Annotated in this window: 23 protein-coding genes and 2 tRNA genes; 9 read left to right on the top strand and 16 right to left on the bottom strand. The window is 43.6% G+C overall.

All coding sequences use genetic code 11. The features are described 5' to 3' along the window. Positions 1-21: 21 nt before the first annotated feature. The 4 genes from J7W08_RS00400 to J7W08_RS00385 all read left to right on the top strand — a co-directional run bounded on the left by J7W08_RS00400 (position 22) and on the right by J7W08_RS00385 (position 3,434). Entirely contained in the window at positions 22-267 is a 246-nt protein-coding gene (locus tag J7W08_RS00400; RefSeq protein WP_233084751.1) for a KEOPS complex subunit Pcc1, read from the top strand. Then, on the top strand, positions 257-805 hold the full coding sequence (locus J7W08_RS00395; protein WP_233084750.1) for a uracil-DNA glycosylase: 549 nt from the start codon (positions 257-259) through the stop codon (positions 803-805). The genes J7W08_RS00400 and J7W08_RS00395 overlap by 11 nt, the downstream gene beginning before the upstream one ends. A gap of 248 nt (positions 806-1,053) precedes the next feature. Beyond that, complete coding sequence (locus tag J7W08_RS00390) at positions 1,054-2,562, top strand: serine--tRNA ligase (protein ID WP_233084749.1); 1,509 nt, start codon at positions 1,054-1,056, stop codon at positions 2,560-2,562. Between the two features lie 167 nt (positions 2,563-2,729). Further along, positions 2,730-3,434 carry a 30S ribosomal protein S3ae gene (locus tag J7W08_RS00385; RefSeq protein WP_259370107.1) on the top strand — a complete coding sequence of 235 codons (705 nt, stop codon included), beginning with the start codon at positions 2,730-2,732 and terminating at the stop codon, positions 3,432-3,434. Positions 3,435-3,691: 257 nt separating this feature from the next. Here the strand turns inward: J7W08_RS00385 and J7W08_RS00380 are convergent, their stop codons facing one another. The 3 genes from J7W08_RS00380 to J7W08_RS00370 all read right to left on the bottom strand — a co-directional run bounded on the left by J7W08_RS00380 (position 3,692) and on the right by J7W08_RS00370 (position 6,498). Continuing rightward, positions 3,692-5,401: a glutamate--tRNA ligase gene (locus J7W08_RS00380; RefSeq protein ID WP_233084748.1), complete on the bottom strand. Its 1,710-nt coding sequence runs from the start codon at positions 5,399-5,401 to the stop codon at positions 3,692-3,694. 66 nt (positions 5,402-5,467) lie between these two features. Beyond that, on the bottom strand, positions 5,468-5,767 hold the full coding sequence (locus tag J7W08_RS00375; protein WP_048193791.1) for a hypothetical protein: 300 nt from the start codon (positions 5,765-5,767) through the stop codon (positions 5,468-5,470). Beyond that, positions 5,767-6,498 (bottom strand): fumarylacetoacetate hydrolase family protein, encoded by a 732-nt coding sequence (locus J7W08_RS00370; protein ID WP_233084747.1) that lies wholly within the window; start codon positions 6,496-6,498, stop codon positions 5,767-5,769. Before J7W08_RS00370 ends, J7W08_RS00375 begins: the two co-directional genes overlap by 1 nt. A 165-nt stretch (positions 6,499-6,663) precedes the next feature. Here J7W08_RS00370 and J7W08_RS00365 point away from each other — a divergent pair, with 165 nt between their 5' ends. Continuing rightward, a complete protein-coding gene (locus J7W08_RS00365) occupies positions 6,664-6,960 on the top strand; it encodes a class I SAM-dependent methyltransferase (protein WP_233084746.1) in 297 nt (98 codons plus the stop codon). Between the two features lie 37 nt (positions 6,961-6,997). Here the strand turns inward: J7W08_RS00365 and J7W08_RS00360 are convergent, their stop codons facing one another. The 3 genes from J7W08_RS00360 to J7W08_RS00350 form a co-directional block, all read right to left on the bottom strand. Then, complete coding sequence (locus tag J7W08_RS00360; protein ID WP_233084745.1) at positions 6,998-7,894, bottom strand: mechanosensitive ion channel family protein; 897 nt, start codon at positions 7,892-7,894, stop codon at positions 6,998-7,000. A gap of 123 nt (positions 7,895-8,017) precedes the next feature. Beyond that, entirely contained in the window at positions 8,018-8,434 is a 417-nt protein-coding gene (locus J7W08_RS00355; protein ID WP_233084744.1) for a hypothetical protein, read from the bottom strand. 97 nt (positions 8,435-8,531) lie between these two features. Next, the gene (locus J7W08_RS00350; RefSeq protein ID WP_233084743.1) at positions 8,532-8,867 is read right to left on the bottom strand and encodes a Rieske (2Fe-2S) protein; all 336 of its coding nucleotides are present in this window, start codon (positions 8,865-8,867) and stop codon (positions 8,532-8,534) included. 188 nt (positions 8,868-9,055) lie between these two features. On the opposite strand from J7W08_RS00350, the gene msrB reads away from it, so the two are divergent. Together msrB and msrA are read left to right on the top strand one after the other, a co-directional pair. Further along, the gene (gene msrB, locus J7W08_RS00345) at positions 9,056-9,454 is read left to right on the top strand and encodes a peptide-methionine (R)-S-oxide reductase MsrB (RefSeq protein WP_233085793.1); all 399 of its coding nucleotides are present in this window, start codon (positions 9,056-9,058) and stop codon (positions 9,452-9,454) included. A gap of 29 nt (positions 9,455-9,483) precedes the next feature. Next, positions 9,484-9,942 (top strand): peptide-methionine (S)-S-oxide reductase MsrA, encoded by a 459-nt coding sequence (gene msrA / locus J7W08_RS00340; RefSeq protein ID WP_233085792.1) that lies wholly within the window; start codon positions 9,484-9,486, stop codon positions 9,940-9,942. 92 nt (positions 9,943-10,034) lie between these two features. On the opposite strand, the gene J7W08_RS00335 is transcribed toward msrA, so the two are convergent. Both J7W08_RS00335 and J7W08_RS00330 read right to left on the bottom strand, forming a co-directional pair. Further along, the gene (locus tag J7W08_RS00335; RefSeq protein WP_160174946.1) at positions 10,035-10,202 is read right to left on the bottom strand and encodes a hypothetical protein; all 168 of its coding nucleotides are present in this window, start codon (positions 10,200-10,202) and stop codon (positions 10,035-10,037) included. Between the two features lie 195 nt (positions 10,203-10,397). After that, positions 10,398-10,565: a hypothetical protein gene (locus tag J7W08_RS00330; protein WP_233084742.1), complete on the bottom strand. Its 168-nt coding sequence runs from the start codon at positions 10,563-10,565 to the stop codon at positions 10,398-10,400. A 272-nt stretch (positions 10,566-10,837) separates the two neighbouring features. Between J7W08_RS00330 and J7W08_RS00325 the strand changes: the two genes are divergently transcribed. Continuing rightward, complete coding sequence (locus J7W08_RS00325) at positions 10,838-11,527, top strand: hypothetical protein (protein ID WP_233084741.1); 690 nt, start codon at positions 10,838-10,840, stop codon at positions 11,525-11,527. Between the two features lie 75 nt (positions 11,528-11,602). Here the strand turns inward: J7W08_RS00325 and J7W08_RS00320 are convergent, their stop codons facing one another. The 6 genes from J7W08_RS00320 to uvsE all read right to left on the bottom strand — a co-directional run bounded on the left by J7W08_RS00320 (position 11,603) and on the right by uvsE (position 16,566). Further along, positions 11,603-12,001: a hypothetical protein gene (locus tag J7W08_RS00320; protein WP_233084740.1), complete on the bottom strand. Its 399-nt coding sequence runs from the start codon at positions 11,999-12,001 to the stop codon at positions 11,603-11,605. A 103-nt stretch (positions 12,002-12,104) separates the two neighbouring features. Beyond that, positions 12,105-12,671: a hypothetical protein gene (locus J7W08_RS00315; RefSeq protein ID WP_233084739.1), complete on the bottom strand. Its 567-nt coding sequence runs from the start codon at positions 12,669-12,671 to the stop codon at positions 12,105-12,107. A gap of 507 nt (positions 12,672-13,178) precedes the next feature. Continuing rightward, positions 13,179-13,266 (bottom strand) — tRNA-Leu (locus tag J7W08_RS00310). A gap of 286 nt (positions 13,267-13,552) precedes the next feature. Beyond that, positions 13,553-14,983 (bottom strand): cryptochrome/photolyase family protein, encoded by a 1,431-nt coding sequence (locus J7W08_RS00305; protein WP_233084738.1) that lies wholly within the window; start codon positions 14,981-14,983, stop codon positions 13,553-13,555. After that, the gene (locus J7W08_RS00300) at positions 14,983-15,567 is read right to left on the bottom strand and encodes an SOUL family heme-binding protein (protein WP_233084736.1); all 585 of its coding nucleotides are present in this window, start codon (positions 15,565-15,567) and stop codon (positions 14,983-14,985) included. Before J7W08_RS00300 ends, J7W08_RS00305 begins: the two co-directional genes overlap by 1 nt. A 111-nt stretch (positions 15,568-15,678) precedes the next feature. After that, entirely contained in the window at positions 15,679-16,566 is an 888-nt protein-coding gene (gene uvsE, locus J7W08_RS00295; RefSeq protein WP_233084735.1) for a UV DNA damage repair endonuclease UvsE, read from the bottom strand. Between the two features lie 172 nt (positions 16,567-16,738). Here uvsE and J7W08_RS00290 point away from each other — a divergent pair, with 172 nt between their 5' ends. Next, entirely contained in the window at positions 16,739-17,692 is a 954-nt protein-coding gene (locus J7W08_RS00290) for a bile acid:sodium symporter family protein (protein WP_233084733.1), read from the top strand. Between the two features lie 266 nt (positions 17,693-17,958). On the opposite strand, the gene J7W08_RS00285 is transcribed toward J7W08_RS00290, so the two are convergent. Beyond that, positions 17,959-18,030: transfer RNA gene (locus J7W08_RS00285), tRNA-Gly, on the bottom strand. A gap of 102 nt (positions 18,031-18,132) precedes the next feature. Then, complete coding sequence (gene uvrB / locus J7W08_RS00280; RefSeq protein WP_233084731.1) at positions 18,133-20,115, bottom strand: excinuclease ABC subunit UvrB; 1,983 nt, start codon at positions 20,113-20,115, stop codon at positions 18,133-18,135. Positions 20,116-20,240 lie beyond the last annotated feature (125 nt).

Raw genomic sequence — 20,240 nt, 5'->3', positions numbered from 1 at the left:
GTGAAAAATGGATTTGAAATTATGAAGATATCTACAACGATCAAGTTCAACAGCCCGGATGCACCTGATGTTGCAAGGAAAGTTGCACTTTCACTAAAACCTGACAATCTTACCAACATGGAAACAATGATAGGAGAAGAACAGGCATCCATAACCATCAGAACAGAGAAGATATCATCCATGATCGCGACCGTGGACGATCTGCTCATGAACGCAAAGATCGCCGAAGATATCATAAAGGAAGTGGAGGATGAAAATGAGCTCTGAATGGAAAACACTCGAAGATGTTGAAAAGAATATCTTTGACTGTACGGCATGTCCGCTTTCTGAGACTGTTATCAATAAGGTCGTACGCAAGGGATCGGACAAACCTAAAGTATTATTTATTGGAGAAGCACCGGGAAAGAACGAGGATGAGACAGGAGTTCCTTTTTGCGGACGTGCAGGGAAGATACTGGATGAACTGATCGACTATGCCGGACTTGAAGATAGTGATTGGGCAGTCATCAATACGATCAAATGCAGACCGCCAAAGAACCGCAATCCGAACAAGAAAGAACTCGAATCCTGCAAACCATTCCTGAACAGGCAGATAGAACTGCTTGATCCGAAATTGATAATTCTCCTTGGAAATACTGCTGAAAAGGCTTTCCTTAATGGACATAAGATGGAATGGGGAGCTGTCGAGGATTTCGAAGGACGAAATGTGCTTAAGATATTCCACCCGGCAGCATTGATCTATACAAGATCCCGAACAGAAGACCAGCACAGGTTCATTGATGAGAACAGGCATTTGTTCTCATGAATTGAACAAGGCGATCTTATGCAAATGTGAGATCATCGGCTCCAGCATATTTTTGCCCTCTCGACAATTTAAGCTAGCATTATCATAAATACAACTGTTTTTGTTGGAAAAATTATTAAATCTGGAGCCTATTTCATAACTGTTTGCTTTAGCAATAAATGCAATAAATACAATTAATTCGATCATGACCATAAATGAAACATAAGAGCCTGTTGACAAAGTATGGCCAGTTTCAAGAGGAATAACGTATGGAACTTAAATTCAACCTGAAAGGAGCATTCAAGACCAGCGCCGACCCGACCGACGCAAAAGATATTATTGCCCAGTATATCAATGAGGCAAATGAGACCATCCTTACAAAAGGAGCACCAGAAGGACAGGGTGCAAGGATCACAGAATGGAATATTGTTGATAACAGTGTCGAGGTCTCTATAGAATCAGGAAGGTTCGTCAGGGCACATGACGCAATAATCCGGCTCAGGAAACCCCTTGCAGGAAAGCTTGGAAAAGAGTTCCACATAGGCATTCGTGGAATCGATGTGAAAGAGTTCACCATTGAAATGCCTGCAGAAGAGAAAATTGACAATATAAAGATCCCACATGTAAGCAACATCACAAATGTTGAAGGCGGCATAGTCCTTGAGCTTGAGGTCGGAGAATCCGAGCTTGAGAACCGTATCCCTGACAGGATACTGACCCTTATGGAAGAAAAGGTCAGGGCAAAGGACTACGGTGGCAAAGCAGAGCACTGGCAGGTCCTCTGGGAAAGTGAAAAGAAGGAACACACATTCCATGGCGATCCCACACAGGAAATGATGAAAGAAGGATGGATCAAGCGAGGAGCAAGCCGCGGACAGTGGATCCATGGACCGCAGTCCACAAAGATGTTCAGGACCTTCGAAAGGATCGTTATGGAAGAGCTCCTTGGACCTCTGGGATACAGGGAAATGATCTTCCCGAAACTGATCCCATGGGAGGTCTGGCAGAAATCCGGGCATGCTAAGGGCGTATATCCTGAGATCTACTACGTCTGCCCTCCAAAGACCAGGGATCCTGAGTTCTGGGAAGAGGTCTCTGATCACTACAAGGTCACACATGAGGTGCCAACAGAGCTTATTAAAGAGAAGATCGGAGATCCTATCGGTGGTCTGTGCTATGCACAATGTCCTCCGTTCTGGATGTACCTGCAGGGAGAAACGATCCCTACCGAGGACTTCCCGATAAAGGTATTTGACAGGTCAGGCACATCACACCGATATGAGAGCGGCGGCATTCATGGAATGGAGCGCGTGGACGAGTTCCACCGTGTGGAGATCGTATGGCTTGGTACAAAGGAACAGGTTGTGGCAACTGCAAAGGAATTGCATGAAAAGTACATGCACATCTTTAATGAGATCCTTGACCTTGAGTGGAGAAAGGCATGGGTAACCCCATGGTTCATGGCACAGGAAGGTCTTACAGGTCTTTCAGAGCAGGGTGAAGCAGGTACCACGGACTATGAAGCACCACTGCCTTACAGAGGCGATGACGGGGAATGGCTTGAGTTCCAGAATGTCAGTATCAACGGTAACAAGTACCCATCAGGATTCAATGTGAAATCCCAATCCGGTGAAGAACTATGGTCAGGCTGTTCAGGCGTGGGACTTGAGCGCTGGGCGTCAGCATTCTTTGCACAGAAGGGTCTTGATCCCGAAAACTGGCCAGAGGAGTTCAGGAAGAGAGTCGGTGAAATGCCAAAGGGAATTCATTTCCTCTAAATCCCTTTTCATCGTACCGATTTATTTATATAGAGACATGTACAGTATTGACCCGCTATTAATAACCATTCACACGGAAATTATAACGGTCAGAATCACGAACATCAAAACTTAATTCGATCAATTTATTGATCAAAACAACTATCACAATAATAAGGAGGAATTGCTTGGCAAAAAAGAGAGTACAAAGGAAGCTGGATAAGTGGAAATCAAAAGAGTGGTATAACATCGTTGCACCAAAGTTCATCGGTAGCAACCATATCGGTGTAACCCCAACTGACGAACCGGAGAAACTTCTCGGTCGTATTGTGGAGACCACCGTTGGTGAACTCACCAATGATTTCTCAAAGCACAACATCAAACTCAAACTTGAGATCGATAATGTAACCGGCGATGTGGCAAACACAAGATTCATTGGCCACGAGATCACAACCGATTACCTGCGTTCCATCGTAAAGCGCCAGACTTCCAGAATTGATGCTAATCTCAATGTCAAGACAAAGGATGGTTACAAGATCAGGGTCAAACCTATCTGCTTTACAGTCAAGAGAGCAAGGACAAGCCAGATCAAAGGTCTCAGGGATGTCATGACCGAAACAGTAGCAAAACGCGCATCAGAACTCGACTTTGAGCAGTTCGTAGAAGAAGCTATTGTCGGAAAACTTTCCGCAAACATCTACAGGAAATCAAAATCCATCTACCCACTGAGAAGGGTAGAGATCAGAAAGACCGAAGTTCAGGTAGTTCCACCACACGCAGTAGCAACTCCAGTAGTTGAAGAAGCACCAGTGGTTGAAGAAGCTCCAGTAGTTGAAGAAACTCCGGTAGTTGAAGAAGCTCCGGAAGTTGTAGAGACTACAACTGAGGAATGATTTTTTAAAACATAATGGTGACCCTTTGGTCACCGTTAACATCTTTTTTTAACAATATTCATTTTCAATTAGCTTTAGCTAAGCTTGCAAACGTATGTGCAATGCAGGAATATTCATTTGCCTCAAGATGAATCAAGAGACTTCGGTCATCAATTTGAGAACACACTTTCAGCTAACCAGCCCATATTGCTAAAATAAAAAGAGAAATGGCTGGTTAACCCAGCCTTATAGAAGGATCCAGATCCAGAATTTTAACTTTACTTATGTGTGAAGTATGCAACGACACCATCATCCACTGAATCGATCTTGCAGAAGCCGAACCTTTCGAACTGGACAACATTGTTAAGCTCTTCAACAACCTGCTTCTCGCCAACACCTGTGAACTCACCATGTGGTGCCAGCACCTTTATAGCGATGTTGTCCTCAGGTGCCCAATGGATTATGCGCATCTTCCTGGTTTTAGCATCTTCCATGGAGTTTCCAATGCAACGACCTTTCAGCGGACTTACAGATGTAACCTCAATATTATAGAGATCCTTCAAACGCAGGACATCACCTTCTTTGACAGACCCTACATCATCATTGCAGACAAATACATTTGATCCGACATTGATGCTACGCCTTCCCCTCTCTTCAGTAGGATGCAATGAAGGTTCCACAACACAGGCTTCTGCATTTTCGATCTCAAGTTCAACAGGATCCCACACAAAGAAATACCTGTTAGCAATAGGATCAATGATCTTTCTGTTCTCTGCATATAGAGTGTCCATACTGATACTGACATCGGTTTCACCCACACCCATTTCGATCATGAATTTACGGATCGCTTCAGGCTTGATACCACGTCTTCGGAGTGCACGCAGTGTTGGAAGTCTTGGATCATCCCACCCTGAATACTCCCCTTCCTCTATTGCCTGCCGGAGTCCGCTTGTACTGAACTTGCCAAACTCATGCACCTTGATACGGCCCCAGTGAGTAGTCTTTGGATAGTCCCAGCCGAGATAATTATAGATATAACCCTGGCGCTTCTCACTGTCCATCAGGTCCTTACCCCTGATAATATGAGTCATGCCAAGCTCATGGTCCTCAATGGCACCTTCAAAGTCAAGCAAAGGCCAGACCACATATTTGTCACCGACCTCAGGACGAGGGTGAGGGGTCTTGACGATCCTGAAAGCACCATAATCACGAAGTGCAGGGTCTTTGTGCTTGATATCGGTCTTTATTCTGACCACTGCAGCCTTTTCCTCATATTCGCCTGCAAGCATCTTATCCCAGTGCTCAAGGTTCACCACAGGACTCTGTCCACGGTGGGGGCAGGGTTCCTTGGCATCCTTGAACTTCTTGAAGTCGCCGCCTTCACAGAAGCAGACATAGGCGTGACCCATCTCGATGAGCTGCCTTGCATAATCGTAATAGACCTCCATCTGATCTGATGCAATTACCACCTGATCCGGTTTTGCACCAAGCCATGTACAGTCCTCGATGTACCAATCATAAGCCTCAAGCATCGGACGCTTGGTCTGTGGATCTGTATCATCAAAACGAATGATGAACTTGCCACCATACTTCTTGACATATTCAGAGTTTACCACAATGCCACGGGTGCTTCCAATTGTAGGAGGACCATTGGGATTTGGTGCAAAACGCATGACAACGTTCTCACCCTCTGCAACGTCAAGAGGCTTGAGCCCTTTATCAGGCACTTTTTTCGTGTTAAGCTCCTCGATAAGCTCAGGTGCTATCGCCTCAAGGCGGGATTCCCACTGCCCAGGACTCTCTTTTGAAACCTCGTCCAGTATCTGCTGGATGATAGGTCCAACATCCTTTGCAAGAGGACGCAGATGAGGACACGAGCCCATAACACGCCCCATAACAGCTCCAAGCTGAGGGGTCTTTCCATATTTTACAGCGTTTTGAAGCGCAAATTTCTCTATAGTAATCTTATCTTCATCAGTCAGGGTCATCTAAAATCCCTCGCAGGGTCAAATAATTTTTAATCTGTAATGTATGAATTTAAAAGCAGATGAATATCAGAGCCTGTCGCCCAGGTCGCTGATCAGATTCACCTTTTCCAGAATACTGCCTATATTCTCATTGAACTTTACAACGAACTCTTCTGCCATGTCACCCGCCATTGCACCGTGTGAGGAAGGCTTGATAAGATGCTCCTGCTCCAGTACACGCAACGAATACCTTACCTTATGAGTTGGCATTCCCGTTTCTTCGGCTAACTTCAATATGCCAATAGGTCCTTTTTCAACGACCTTCTGGAGAACGATCAAATGCCTTTCAGTAAGCTCGAGTTCCCTGTTGATCTGGTCAAATAGCATTATACAACCTCATTCATCAAAGTACCAATTCCTTCGATCTTAACTTCCACAATGTCACCGCGTTCCAACTCGCCTACTCCCGGCGGAGTACCTGTCGCGATCACATCACCGACCTCAAGGGTCATGATCCCGGATATGAACTCGATCAGGTGAGGAATATCAAATATCAGATTCGATGTGCTTGAACTTTGCCTGACCTCACCGTTCACAAAACTGCTGATATTAACATCAGAAGGATCAAGTTCCTCTTTTGGAACAATGAAAGGACCTAAAGGTGCAAATGTATCAAAGCTCTTGGAGCGTGTCCATTGCCCATCTTTTTGCTGCAGGTCACGAGCTGTCACATCATTAAAGCAGGTATAACCTGCGATGACATCCATTGCATTATCTGAGCTGATGTTCCTGCACTTTTTCCCGATCACAACGGCCAGTTCTGCCTCATAGTCCACGCGTTGACTCATGGCAGGATAAGCAATTTTGCCACCAGGGCCGATCAACGAAGAGGAAGGCTTCATGAATATTACAGGCTCTGTGGGAATCTCCATATCAAGTTCAATAGCATGATCAACATAGTTCAGACCAATACATATTATCTTAGAAGGAGTTGCAGGAGGAAGTAAAGCAAGCTCAGATAGCTCAAATGTCCTGCCTTCATGGTCCATGGATGTAACGAGCTCCCCGCTGACACTACCATAGAAAACATCATCACCGTGTTTGAATCGACCTATCATAATTGCACATTCTCTATTCTGATTGTAGTTAAGAACAGAATTGTAGTATAAATTATTTGTTAAACATTCCCCATTACCTGAAATCGGATGAGAACAGCGGTGAATTCTGGAAGAATATAACATGGAAAATAAATATATAAAATACGATTTCCAATATTATATTGGATGAGTGCGAAGGGTAACGACTTTGAGACCATATATGGTGGGAAGAACTACGATATTTTCGCAACGTTGCTGGGATTCGGGCATTCCTTCTATGAAAGAGCCGCATCAGAGATGCCAATTGAAAAAGGAATGAAAGTGCTCGATCTTGGATACGCCACTGCATCACTTGATCTTGAAATAGAAGAGAAGATGGAACATACCGGTAAGGTCCTGGGAATCGACCTTTCAAATAACCAGCTTGCTTATGTGGATATCTGTGAAGAGAACTCCATGACCTGGAGAGGGAAGCCTATCTGAAATCATACATCAGATGCCAGATCTTCAAAAAGCAAGTTTAAGCCGCAGACTCGTGCTGCGACTCTTCTAGGTCCTTTTTGTAAACGATGGTCCTGTATGGGAATGGTATCTCAACTCCTTCAGCATCGAACCTTTTCTTAATAGCCTCTTTCAGTTCACAGCCAGTGTCAAATGCAACTGAGCGGTCATGGACCCACACATATAATTTAAGATTCACCGCGAAATCACCCAGTTCAGTGACCAGCACAGAGATCTCTTCACCACTCCGTTTATTGGGCTGATAATGCAGGAGTTGTTCATAATTCATGACCTTTGGATGTTTACGAGCCTCAGCGATCATTATACTACGTGCAAGATCGATATCTGAATCGTAACTTATTCCGATCTCAACTGTCCAGTTAACGGAAGGGTCATCAATGGACCAGTTAATGATGGCCTCATCACTTATGATATGATTAGGAATGTTCAGCCTCCTGTTGTCCCATGTCCTGATCTTTGTATAGCCCAGCGTGATATCAGTCACACGACCATATTCATTATGTATGGTCAGCAGGTCACCTACACGAAATGGCCTGAAGGTCGCAAGGGAAATACCTGCAATGATATTGGAAAGCGTGCTCTGGGCAGCCATACCAATAACAATACCTGCAAATCCTGCCCCTGCAAAAAGAGCTATGGACAGGTCACGAAGGCCTTGATTACTGAAAACGATCACAAGGAAACCGGAGAAATAGACTAGCGCAACTATTATTCGTCGTACAAGCCCATAAGTTGTCTCATCGATGTTCATTTTTTTGCTGGCCAATACAAAATATGCCTTTAGCAACCGATCTATTAGCTTAGCTAACAGGAAGGTCAATATTATGACCAGAACGGAAAAAATTATCGCAACATCCCATGAGAGCCAGGAAGGAACAATATCCAGAATACCCATAGAATATAATTAGACACAGATGATATACATATTTGACTATTGTCAGTAGATAAGATCAGGTAAAAGTCATTTTTTAAGCCAGATATATACCTTGAATTTAAGATCTGGCACATAAACAAGTAATTACATCCTACTGTATAAGTAGAACAAAGCAAAGAGCACAGTGACACCAAGGATCAGAAAGCTGATTGTAAAAACCAGAAGTGTCCTTTGAAGCCTTTTTTCTTCATCCGTCAGTTCCCGGATGTTATTTTTATGTTTCTTTTCAAGTATAGATCCTATAGCACTTCCAACTCCTATTCCAAATACAGGACCAAGAGCAATACCGAGACCGAGATTTCCGGTTAAGATGCCTGCACCAAGACCCAGCGGCACACCAAGCAGTAGACCAAGGGCAATACCCCTTCCAAGCCAGTAGCCTTTGGGATACATTACTGAGCCCTGATCAGCGTCAGAGCTATTCTTTACACCGATCCCAAGCAGAATTAACGCAATTAATACTAAAACAACAATGAATCCCAATATAAGTAGAAGTGCCATGAGTACATGATAAGACTGCCTGATATAAGCATTTGCGGTAGGAACTAATACATCAGGAACCGTAGCAAAATTGTTCAAGTATAGAATAATAACAACCTTACATATTTACGAAGACCTTGCCATCCTCTACTTTGAGCTCGTATGCTTTCTGGTCACCACATTTTCCTGAAAACGTCTCAACTAAAAAACCTGCACCCCTTTTGACCTTGCCGGAAGTCACATCATAACGGCACCTGTGAACAGGACATATCACAAGGTTATCCCTGAGCCTTCCTTCGACCAATTTGCCACCCATGTGATTGCAGATGGCATCAAGACCATAGAATTCCCCTTTCAGGTTAACCACCAGAACCTCGCTACCCCCAGCTGTGAAGCTCCTCATTTCCCCTTCCGGTACATCAGTTGTACTGCATAATTCTAAATATTCCGCCATGACATATCACCCCATTAATTATTTGTGGCATCCGTATAAGAACATTCCCCTGTCCCATATATATGAATTACATATTATGTATTTATACAAGGATAAAATATACCACAGTAACCTTAATTATTACATAAAGTACTTATCTTCAAGATCCAATTTTTATACATTATTTTTCTGCTAAAGGGGGTTTTAGCATAATAGAGAAAATAAAGAGGTCAGAAGAGGAGTGGAAAAAGCTGCTGACACCTGAACAGTATGCAATTTTAAGGGAAAAGAGAACGGAAATGCCGTTTACAGGGAAACTGTTGTCAAACAAGAAAAAGGGAACATATAACTGCGGCGCCTGTGGCCAGGTCATATTCGCATCAGATAAGAAGTTCGATTCACAATCCGGGTGGCCAAGCTTTTACGATGTGATATCCAGTGATCGTGTGGAACTTGCCACTGACGACAGCCACTTCATGCACCGGATAGAAGTGATCTGCTCTAATTGTGGAAGCCACCTGGGACATGTTTTTGATGACGGTCCGGAACCCACAGGGAAGCGTTATTGTATAAATTCTGCAGCCCTCCAGTTCGGGGAAGATGAATAAAAAACACATGTGAATGGTGAGTAACAATGATGGAAAAAGCCACACTTGCAGCAGGATGTTTCTGGGGAGTTGAGGAAAACTTCAGCCGGATAAAGGGAGTAACATCAACAAAAGTAGGATACACAGGCGGTTTAATGGCAGATCCCGGATACTATGATGTAGCCACAGGAACCACCGGACATGCCGAATCCATAGAGATAATTTTCGATCCGGATATAATTTCATACGAAGAACTGCTGGAAGTGTTCTGGGACATACATGACCCTACCACAAAGAACAAGCAGGGACCTGATATCGGCACACAATACAGGTCTGCGATCTTTTACCATGATGAGAAGCAAAAAAAAGCTGCCCTGAGTTCAAAGAAAAAGCAGGAAGAAAGCAAAAGATATGATAGTGATATAAAAACCGAAATTGTCCCAGCTTCAATTTTTTATCCTGCAGAAGAATATCATCAGAAATACTTCGAAAAACTAAGATCAAGATAATTTATTTCAAAAAAGAAAATGGAAAATAATGGAGAATAATGAAAAGACTATGAAATAAAGGAGTTTCCGAATCAACGGAAATTCCCTTTACTTCAAAAGAGGTTTACATAAGATGCAAGTCTGAGGAAGGCCATCAGAGCAATGGACACTGTAAGTGTGGCAATGAATGCACCTTTGCCATCAACATTAAGTCCTCTAGCAGTCCATTCAAGAATGTTATCTTCGTCGTCCATCATGGAACCTTCGTAGTATGTGTCCATTTCTTCTTTCCTCCTATTTTATGAGTGATTAGTAATTATCACGATTAATCATTGCACACTTATATAATGATTAATCGTTTATTAAGGTTTCTGTCATAGACCTCTGAGATGAAGATGTATTAGATATGAAGTATATCAGGATCACAAACAGATATGATCAAACCACAGCCATTCTTGGATCCTGATCCACATTATTCAAACAAGGCTGGCATAAGATGCAAACCTTAGGAAGGCCATAAGGGCAATTGAAACTGAAAGAGTAACAATGAATGCGCCGTTGCCATCAACATTAAGCCCTCTAGCAGTCCATTCAAGAATGTTCTCTTCGTCGTCCATCATAGAACCTTCGTGGTATGTATCCATTTGTTATTTCCCCCAATTTTAGTTTTTAATTCTTGTGTAGTCAATGAGTAATTATCACGATTAATCATTGCACACATATATAATGATTAATCATTTATTAATGTTTCTATTATTCTTCCAGATATATAGCCCAACAAACCAATATCAGAATAAGATCAAACTCTCATAAACACAAGGAAGCGAGGATATGAATAATGAGTAAACAACTATTGGCCAAGCCATTGAAAATATAATAGATATGTTTATGTAAAACATCATTCTAAATTTCTACTATGAATAAACTGACAACATCTGATCAGACATTTCTGGGTTTGATAGTGTTAATGCTGCTTGGGAAGGCCACATGGGAATACTATGATGTTAACCACCCCATCGTGCAACAATGGACAGGCACGTGGTCAGCGATCATTACAGTAGCAGTTCTCGGAGCCATATGTATAAAACTTGCCGGAAAAGCAGGTTTCCCGGAGATATGGGATAAGAGCATCCCGAACAAACAGAGGTTCACAATACCAATAGCTCTGGGAGTTGGTTTTTCTATTATAGAGATAGTCGTTGGATTAGCCCTTCAATTGCCCAATATTCATGTGGGATTTCCATACTCAATTCCTGTTTACCTAAGCGGAGGGATCTTTCTTGAGATATTATACCACCTTGTCCCGGTGGTAGCTCTCACATGGATGATCTCGACAGTTGTGTTAAAAGGAGAAAAACAAGCTCAGGTATTCGTATCAATTGCGATCCTTGCAAGCCTGTGGGAACCCGTCATGCAGATCATGGGCATGTCCCAGATGGGGATGCTTACAAGCTCATTCTTCGCAGGAGGACTGTTCATATTCATTTTCGCAGGCAACCTGATACCGATCACGCTTTTCAGAAAGTACGGATTCCTGGCACCTGTGGTCTGGCGTCTTGCAGACTACAGCATCTGGCACGTGATCTGGCCTATGATATACTACTGACATAATATCAATAGTATCACAGGGCAAAACCAATGCCAAAATTCGGAGATTACAAGACCGCAGTTCTGCCTGAGCTCATGACAGGATCCTGTTGGCAAGCCAGGGAGATATTGCGGTTACAATAAGCACAAGCAACCAGATGCGTCCTTCGAGAAAATAGTAATCATGTAGCAGGCGTTCCCATGAGTTACCGATGACAAAATGCCCGAAGAGGAATTCAAAGGATACTGTCAGGAACAACCACATGAGACCAACATAAATGAACTGGACAGAGGTTCCCGAAACTCCCGAATATTTCAGGAATATATAGGAAACTGTAAATATAACAATACAGAAGATTACCGAACTTATCTGGTGTGCAAGAAGTTCACCCGTATAAGGCGCATAAAGACCTCTTGATGTGCCATTTATTATGGCAAGAAATATGAACAGCATCCAGACAACAAGAGAATACAGGTAAAGATTTCGAACCATGTTAATAAATTTGGTATTCACTTGTCAAAAACTTATTTACAGATATAAAAAAGCACCAGCCCATTGAAACCCCCCAATGAGCTGAAATTAATAAATGATCAGATCAACTGATCAAAGCATATAACTTCATCACCAAGGGCATTACTGCAATATATATTTTCGTTGTTATACTTGCATCATCGGCACCCTCAATTATGATCATACCACTGTCGTATGCTTCCAGAAAGACCTCACCCGGAGATTCAGAATCCAGGATCGCTCTTGCCGTATCCTCATTTGTTGTTACAATGATGGTTTCAGTAAAGTCTACACCATCCCACTTGTATTCGGAATCCAGCTCGCCCCATTTGCCGAAATTAGATACCGAAGCATCACTACCTGTGATAGCGATCATGTTCATGGTGACACCACTTTCAGTAACGAATGGGCCGTCACTGAGAACCACATCAAAGTCAGGGCCATCCGTAGTCCCATTTTCAGCATCATTCATGTAAACAGCAAGGATCACGTGCTGATCCGAAAATATAGACTGCACAGTTCCGGGAACCTGATCGATCTTATCATTGTATTCACCGACCTGAGCATTTAGATCATCGAACAGATCTGCACTCGCAGGTACCATGAAAAACATAGCCACAAGCACCATTGAAATTACTAATCTTAATTTCATAGATAACACCCCAGTTTATAATTCGTTATAAGAGAATTTGTATTTAACCCTTTTAAACTCTTCCAACAACAAGCAGAACCAGCACAGGCATTAGAGTCAGGCATGCATCCCCCCATTCAAATGAGTACAATCGAAACAGAGGTTATAAAATATAATTGATTGAATGTCTTGAATCTAACATCTCTGGAAAAGTTAAAGAAAAGGCAATAAGAACCTTAAAATGCACATATGTTATGAGGAAAATACAACACAAATAAAGCTAATTTGAATTAAAACTTATATTAATTCGATATAAATATATAGTCAAACGCACTATATGATGTATCAGGGCATGAAAGGGTTGGGAATGAAATCAGATGAGTGGGGGCTCATCTTTTCATAGATCACGATTAGTTTTTTGATTATTTGAAAAAACGAAGAAAAGTCAGGATTTTCAATCTCACAAACAACATGAGATCCGGAATAAAATAATATTGCACAAAAACACCCGATTATTCGAATTTGAGATGGTGCGGGGGGTGCGATTCGAACGCACGAACTCCTACGAGACAGGGTCCTAAGCCCTGCGCCTTTGGCCTGGCTGGGCAACCCCCGCAAACAGAAACAATCTGTAAACTCATTTTTTATATTTAATCTTATGCAATGGATACGACAGGATCTATTTTCCATGCAACCAGATCGCAACCCGTACAGTCCTCAATTAACAGATTCAGTCGAAGCGTGTATGAGGAATCCTACTTCCATAAAGAACATGACCGCCACAACTACGAACATCAGATACATACCGAGCGAAGCTGCCATCCAGATCGCACCATAAACACGAGAATAGAACTTTGCAACATAATTGAAGCCGAGTATTGGCCGAACCCCTGCGAAGGTCCTCAGACATCAGCGATCTGACTTGCGGACTTGAACATTAACAATGCAATTTGCCGCTCCTTGCTGTGGTCAACAATGGGTTTTGGATAGTTCAGGACCTCTAACCGACCACCCATTTCCAGCTTGTGGATATCCGGCGATTCAACGTCTGCAAGCTCCGGGACCCACTCTTTGATGTATTCACAATCCCTGTCGAACTTCTTCTGCTGACGCCAGGGATTGAATATCCTGAAATATGGTTGGGAATCCGCACCTGTTGAAGCAGCCCATTGCCAGTTCCCATTGTTCACACAAGGATCATAATCCACCAGTTTACTTGCGAAATAGCGCTCACCCCACTTCCAGTCTATGTGAAGATCTTTTACAAGGAAGGAAGCTACGATCATCCTCACACGATTATGCATGTATCCAGTGCTGTTAAGCTGCCTCATCCCTGCATCCACAATAGGGAAACCTGTGTTTCCCGAACACCATGCTTCGAATAACTTCCGGTCATTGCCCCACTCAAGATCATCGAACTTTCTTTTGAATGCATGTCTGAAGACCTCAGGGAACTCAAAAGCAAGTTGTGTGAAAAAATCCCGCCAGTACAGTTCACTGATTAGTATGTGATTCCTGCCAAGTTCATGAAGGACCGAATAATAGAACTCCCTTATGGAGATCGTACCCAGCTTGTTGTGTGCAGAAAGGCCGGTCGTCCCCCTGACATAAGGCAGATCACGTTCACGACCATAGTTCGAGAACTCAGAAAGAGACTTCAGAACGGACAGGCCATTGCTTCTCCCACCATGTGTAAACAGCTGATCGTTTTTCTCAGGAAGCGAGCCTTTCAAAAAAGCTACATCTGAAACAACATAGACCTCACCTGCCCCGAGACCCCCGGTGTAAAAATGATCAGTAATGTCTTCACTTACACCATTTAACATTGAAGGAGTGAGAACATCCCATTTCGAGGCCGACCGGAAGAACTGTGTGAATACCTTGTACGGAGTACCCTGTTTAGTACGCACGGTTCCGGGCTCAGTGAGCAGGCAATCGTGGAATTGAAGCAGGTCAACATTCCTGTTATTGCACAAACTTGCGATTAGCTCATCCCTTTTAAAACTGAAAGGAGTGTAATCATGGTTCATGAAGATCGCATCAATACCGGCATTTTCCAGAAGGTTACCGATCACATCTTCCGGAAGACCTGAAAAAAAGTACAACCTGCCACCCACAGCTTCCAGTTGCTCCCTGAGGTCGTCAAGCGATTCCAGAAGGAACTGAAAGGCATTGCTGTTGAAGTTCTTCCTTGAAGGATCGCTCAGGCGCGGGTCGAAGATGAAACAAGGGACCACCTCCTGAGACATCTCAAGAGCTGAAAGAAGAGCAGTATTGTCATCGACCCGCAGATCCCTCCTGAAAACAAAGAGAGAACGCTGGAAGCGGGACATTACTCGATCTCCACTGCAAGTTCGTTCTTCATGATAAGAGGTGGCACCCACGGCGGATTGTATCTCATGAGGAATACCTCGCCTTTTGTATTCAGGCCATTTTCGGAGATCTTTTCCTCAAGTATGGCCCTGTGCGATTCAATTTTAGAATCTGTGACATAGCCGGAGAACTTGATCACCACAAGTTTTCTTGGAGGCACATCATGGATCAGAATATCGTCATCCATAGGAGTGGGTACATTTTTAGAATCATAACCTTCCGGCAGGACGAAGGACATATGCATAACATCCCCCTCCTGCCTTGAGATCACAGGAGCTGTCATCGCTATCTTTGTATTTTGTTCATTCTTTCCAAATATGTAACCGGAGAGTATCCTGAAACCGGAGTTCGAGCCATCTGCATCTGCAGAGATGAAAGTGTTCCCCCCATACTGCCTTACCTCAACACCACCGCCAAGCTCTTCGATCACCGTATAATTAACCTGTTCAGTACTCATAGATATCCTGACCCCCATCAGGAACCAGATTGCAACAAGTACCAACAATGTTGCCACTATCACAAATACTGCCCCCTTATTTTCCATGATAATATATGGGGAAGATAAGTTAATAAATCTTTAGAATGAAAACAAGCAAAGATATTGATAATATTCCAGTAATAACATCCAAAATCATATCATATCATATCATGTCCATCATACCAGACCTAGTTCCTTCATAATACCAATGCCCTTTAATGCGCTCTTTTCCTTATCCCGAATCTCCAGCATTATGTCAAGGTCAAAATCCCTGACCTCTTCAAGAAAATCCCGAAAAAGCGCAACATCTATGGATGTTGCATGCTTTCCTTTCCTTGCACCTTCCTGCTGGCAGCTGTAGTCGATCATTGGTATGCCATCCTCTTTACACCATGTTGCAGAGGCACTTCCCACAGCATTGAAAAAGCCTTCAGCATTGTTGAGACATTCATGGTGGAAACTATCAAAAATAACAGGCATCCCGCATAGTTCATTTATCAGGAGACAATCCCTGAGGCTGTAGAGCCGGTCATCGTTCTCGACAACAAGCCTTTCCCTCAGACTCTCATCGAGAGACTCATATCTTTCAACAAACCGCCCAACTGCCTGTTTCCGGTCCTTGTAGACACCCCCGACATGAATCTGTATCTTTGCACTTCTATCAAGCCCCATGGAATCCAGAAGTTTGCAGTGGTATTCAAGTTCTGAGATAGACCTTTGAGTGACATCCATATCAGGAGAGTTAAGAAGTATGAACTGGTCCGGATGCATGGAGATCCTCATGCCATTAGTAATTATGAACCGGCCGATCTCCAGTAGCTTTGAACTGAAATGATCTGCCCAGTCAAAGTCACATATGGGATGTGAAGCAAAGGGAATAGTATCAGAACTTATCCTGAAGAACAAAAGATTGTTTCTGAGATTATATTTCAGTATCCTCTGCATGCAATCCAGATTGTTGGCTATCGTGTTGATCAATTTCTCTTCAGAATATGAAGAAAGCCTGAATTTCCTGTTTGCAGCACAACCAATGCTCCGGTTAATACAGGGATAACCCAATTTCATAGACAAGTCACTCCGGAAAAATTCCCCACTTAACTTGAGTCTCTGAGTGATTTAATTCTTTTGATGTATAGAAACAAACAAACAAACAAACAAACAAACAAACAAACAAACTATATGAGAAAAGATCAATTGAAGGTGATTATAATTCTAAAGTCAGATCCAGGGACAAAAAATGATAAGAAAATTCACCTCCCTTTTCCCTTTGTGGGCAATCATCTTCGCAATAGCAGCCTTTATGCACCCTGATGTTTTTTCCCCCTATAAGGATGCAATAACCCCATTACTCGGGGTCGTGATGTTTGGTATGGGAGTTACACTCTCAGCAGAGGACTTCCTGCTTGTGCTCAAAAGGCCGGGCGTAATTGTACTTGGAACTGCCATGCAGTATATACTGATGCCATTTATTGCATTTCTCATATCATATATGCTTCATCTCCCCACTGAGATCATGGCAGGGCTGGTACTGTTGGGTTGCTGCCCGGGAGGGACTGCTTCAAACGTTATCTGCTATCTTGCAAAAGGTGACGTGGCCCTTTCAATAACGCTTACATCCGTATCCACAGTAATGGCATTTATCCTGACTCCCGCACTTACATGGATCTACATTGGACAAGCAGTACCTGTCGAGGTTGGAAGCATGATGATGAGCATTGCAAAGATAGTGCTCATCCCGGTGGCACTTGGAATCATCATAAACACACTTTTCGATAGGCATATTGAAAGATTCAAACATGCATTTCCTGCACTATCCGTAGCTGCCATAGCATTTATCATTGCCATAATAATTGCCCTGAACAATGATAATATTCTCACTGCGGGAAAAATGGTGATAATCGCGGTGGCCCTTCACAATGGTTTTGGATTTGCCAGTGGGTATTTCCTTTCAAAAGTGCTGGGGCTTGATGACAAGGATGCCAGAACACTGGCAATAGAAGTGGGCATGCAGAACTCAGGATTAAGTGTCGCACTTGCTGTAAAGTATTTCTCACCCCTGGCTGCCCTGCCTGGCGCTTTATTCAGCATCTGGCACAATATAATGGGCTCTGCGCTGGCTGCATACTGGTCATCTGGTAAAGACAAAAATGACATAGAGATGCTAACTGATGCTCCCCCAAAACGATGGTGATCTGTTAAAGGCAGTTATTTTCGATATGGATGGTGTGCTAGTGGATACCATGTCCCATCATACACAGCTTGCGAATAGGCAGATCGCGTCAAAGCTGCTGATTAATTCCACTCACAGCCCCGTTTTATTAGAAGTAGCATTTATACCACACATGGACACGTATAAGATTTATGAGACGCAGTGCTAATATTTCCAGACCGTAAACAAGTATAAAAAATTCTATTGGAATCTTAAAACATAAAACAAGAAGAATAATAAAAGAGAGATGCGCCGACCGGGATTTGAACCCGGGTTTATGGCTTGGAAGGCCACAGTCATAGCCGCTAGACCATCAGCGCACTTGCATCCCCTAACTTGCATTTTTAGAATATAACCTTTTCGCCTAAATTAACGGACATGTGAAAAAGTATTGCGTCAGATACAATACAGAGATTAGTCGGTTATAAAATATATGTACTGCGAAGTTCTTTGATCTGGTCCCTTAGCGCCGCTGCCCTCTCAAATTCCAGATTTGCAGCCGCGGAGTGCATCTCTGCCTCAAGGTCAATGATCATATCAGCAAGTTCCATGTCGGAAAGATCCTCTGCAACCTCCAGCACCTCGGACTTCACTTCCTCGTATTCTGCTTCTACAAGCTCTTTCTGCAAAGCCTTCCTGATGGTCTGCGGGATTATGTTATGCTCCTTGTTATACGCAAGTTGCATCTCACGCCTACGGGCGGATTCCTTTAGTGCACCTGCCATTGAGCCAGTCATATTGTCAGCATACAGTATTACATAACCTTCCGCATTCCTGGATGCCCTACCGATCGTCTGTATGAGTGACCTCTCCGAACGCAGGAATCCTTCCTTGTCCGCATCGAGGATCGCAACAAACGCAACCTCAGGAATGTCAAGACCTTCCCTCAAAAGGTTGATGCCGACAAGAACATCGAACTCGCCTTTCCTTAAGTCCCGGATGATCTCCGCCCGCATCAGAGTGTCAATGTCCGAATGCATGTACCGCACCCGTATCCCCATTTCCAGCAAGTAGTCGGTCAGGTCTTCAGCCATTCGTTTGGTAAGGGTTGTCACAAGAGTGCGCCAGCCGCGTTCTGTGACCTTGTTGACCTCACCGATAAGATCATCGATCTGATTCTCCACAGGGCGCACGAATACTTCAGGGTCCACAAGACCGGTCGGCCTGATGATCTGCTCCACGACTGCACTGCTTATCTCCAGCTCATAGTCTGCAGGAGTGGCTGACACATATATCGCCTGGTTTATCTTCTGGTGGAACTCATTGTACCTCAAAGGTCTATTATCAAAAGCAGAAGGTAAACGGAAACCATAGTTGACCAGGGATTCCTTCCTGGCCCGGTCCCCATTATGCATCCCCCTTATCTGCGGGATGGTCACATGGGATTCATCGATCACCAGAAGAAAATCGTCAGGGAAGAACTCAAGCAGAGAGGACGGAGGGTCGCCCGGGCTCCTACCGTCGAAATGACGGGAATAGTTCTCGATACCACTGCAGTATCCCAGTTCACGGATCATCTCCATATCGAATTTCGTACGCTGCAACAGCCTCTGGGCTTCAAGTATCCGGTCCTCAGACTCAAGCTTTGCGACCTGGTCCTCAAGCTCCTCCTCAATAGAGTCCAGCGCATGCACCATCTCTTCCTGAGGCATTACAAAATGCTTTGCAGGATATATCACAATGCTGTTATCTTCTTTCACAACCCCGAGCGTCTTACCGGTTAGAGGATCAAAAGAAGAGATCCTGTCGATCTCATCACCAAACAGCTCTATACGGATTCCATGCGTCTCCTGTGCCGGGAACACTTCCACAGTATCCCCTTTAGAACGGAACGTACCTTTGGCATAGTCCATTTCGTTGCGCTCATACTGGATATTGATAAGACGTGCAAAAAGGTCACTCCTTTCGATCTGCTCACCAGGCCTCAAAATAACAGACATCGACCTCCATTCTTCCGGAGAACCTATGTTGTAAATGCTGGAAACACTGGAAATAACAATAACATCCCTGCGTTCTATCAGGGACTTTGTGGCTGAAAGTCTCAACCTGTCAATCTCTTCATTCACAGAGGAATCCTTTTCGATGTAAGTATCGGTGGTCGGGAGATAAGCCTCAGGTTGATAGTAATCATAATAGCTGACAAAGTATTCCACAGCATTGTCAGGAAAGAACTCCCTGAACTCCGAGAACAACTGAGCTGCAAGGGTCTTGTTATGAGCAATTACAAGCGTAGGCTTCTGCACTTTCTGAATTACATTTGCAACTGTGAATGTCTTACCGGACCCGGTCACACCCAACAATACCTGATGTTTTAGCCCCTTGTCCAAACCTTCCACCAACTTCCTGATAGCTTCTGGCTGGTCGCCTTTTGGATCATATTCAGATACAAGCTTAAAACTGCTCATCACTCTGTGAATATGTATGTGAATATCTATAAACGTATGTATGCGACACTTTGAACCTATTCACAATACAACAGAATGTGAACACGCAATTACATGCCTACAACATGGATACAACATTTAGCCAC

Source organism: Methanococcoides orientis (assembly GCF_021184045.1).
Classification (GTDB): Archaea; Halobacteriota; Methanosarcinia; order Methanosarcinales; family Methanosarcinaceae; genus Methanococcoides; species Methanococcoides orientis.
This window is presented reverse-complemented; position numbering and strand designations above follow the sequence as displayed.

Coding starts and splice junctions, on each gene's coding strand:
- J7W08_RS00400 (WP_233084751.1), top strand. CDS start 22: ATGAAGATATCTACAACGATCAAGTTCAACAGCCCGGATGCACCTGAT.
- J7W08_RS00395 (WP_233084750.1), top strand. CDS start 257: ATGAGCTCTGAATGGAAAACACTCGAAGATGTTGAAAAGAATATCTTT.
- J7W08_RS00390 (WP_233084749.1), top strand. CDS start 1,054: ATGGAACTTAAATTCAACCTGAAAGGAGCATTCAAGACCAGCGCCGAC.
- J7W08_RS00380 (WP_233084748.1), bottom strand. CDS start 5,401: ATGACCCTGACTGATGAAGATAAGATTACTATAGAGAAATTTGCGCTT.
- J7W08_RS00375 (WP_048193791.1), bottom strand. CDS start 5,767: ATGCTATTTGACCAGATCAACAGGGAACTCGAGCTTACTGAAAGGCAT.
- J7W08_RS00370 (WP_233084747.1), bottom strand. CDS start 6,498: ATGATAGGTCGATTCAAACACGGTGATGATGTTTTCTATGGTAGTGTC.
- J7W08_RS00365 (WP_233084746.1), top strand. CDS start 6,664: ATGAGTGCGAAGGGTAACGACTTTGAGACCATATATGGTGGGAAGAAC.
- J7W08_RS00360 (WP_233084745.1), bottom strand. CDS start 7,894: ATGGGTATTCTGGATATTGTTCCTTCCTGGCTCTCATGGGATGTTGCG.
- J7W08_RS00355 (WP_233084744.1), bottom strand. CDS start 8,434: ATGGCACTTCTACTTATATTGGGATTCATTGTTGTTTTAGTATTAATT.
- J7W08_RS00350 (WP_233084743.1), bottom strand. CDS start 8,867: ATGGCGGAATATTTAGAATTATGCAGTACAACTGATGTACCGGAAGGG.
- msrA (WP_233085792.1), top strand. CDS start 9,484: ATGGAAAAAGCCACACTTGCAGCAGGATGTTTCTGGGGAGTTGAGGAA.
- J7W08_RS00335 (WP_160174946.1), bottom strand. CDS start 10,202: ATGGACACATACTACGAAGGTTCCATGATGGACGACGAAGATAACATT.
- J7W08_RS00330 (WP_233084742.1), bottom strand. CDS start 10,565: ATGGATACATACCACGAAGGTTCTATGATGGACGACGAAGAGAACATT.
- J7W08_RS00325 (WP_233084741.1), top strand. CDS start 10,838: ATGAATAAACTGACAACATCTGATCAGACATTTCTGGGTTTGATAGTG.
- J7W08_RS00320 (WP_233084740.1), bottom strand. CDS start 12,001: ATGGTTCGAAATCTTTACCTGTATTCTCTTGTTGTCTGGATGCTGTTC.
- J7W08_RS00315 (WP_233084739.1), bottom strand. CDS start 12,671: ATGAAATTAAGATTAGTAATTTCAATGGTGCTTGTGGCTATGTTTTTC.
- J7W08_RS00305 (WP_233084738.1), bottom strand. CDS start 14,983: ATGTCCCGCTTCCAGCGTTCTCTCTTTGTTTTCAGGAGGGATCTGCGG.
- J7W08_RS00300 (WP_233084736.1), bottom strand. CDS start 15,567: ATGGAAAATAAGGGGGCAGTATTTGTGATAGTGGCAACATTGTTGGTA.
- uvsE (WP_233084735.1), bottom strand. CDS start 16,566: ATGAAATTGGGTTATCCCTGTATTAACCGGAGCATTGGTTGTGCTGCA.
- J7W08_RS00290 (WP_233084733.1), top strand. CDS start 16,739: ATGATAAGAAAATTCACCTCCCTTTTCCCTTTGTGGGCAATCATCTTC.
- uvrB (WP_233084731.1), bottom strand. CDS start 20,115: ATGAGCAGTTTTAAGCTTGTATCTGAATATGATCCAAAAGGCGACCAG.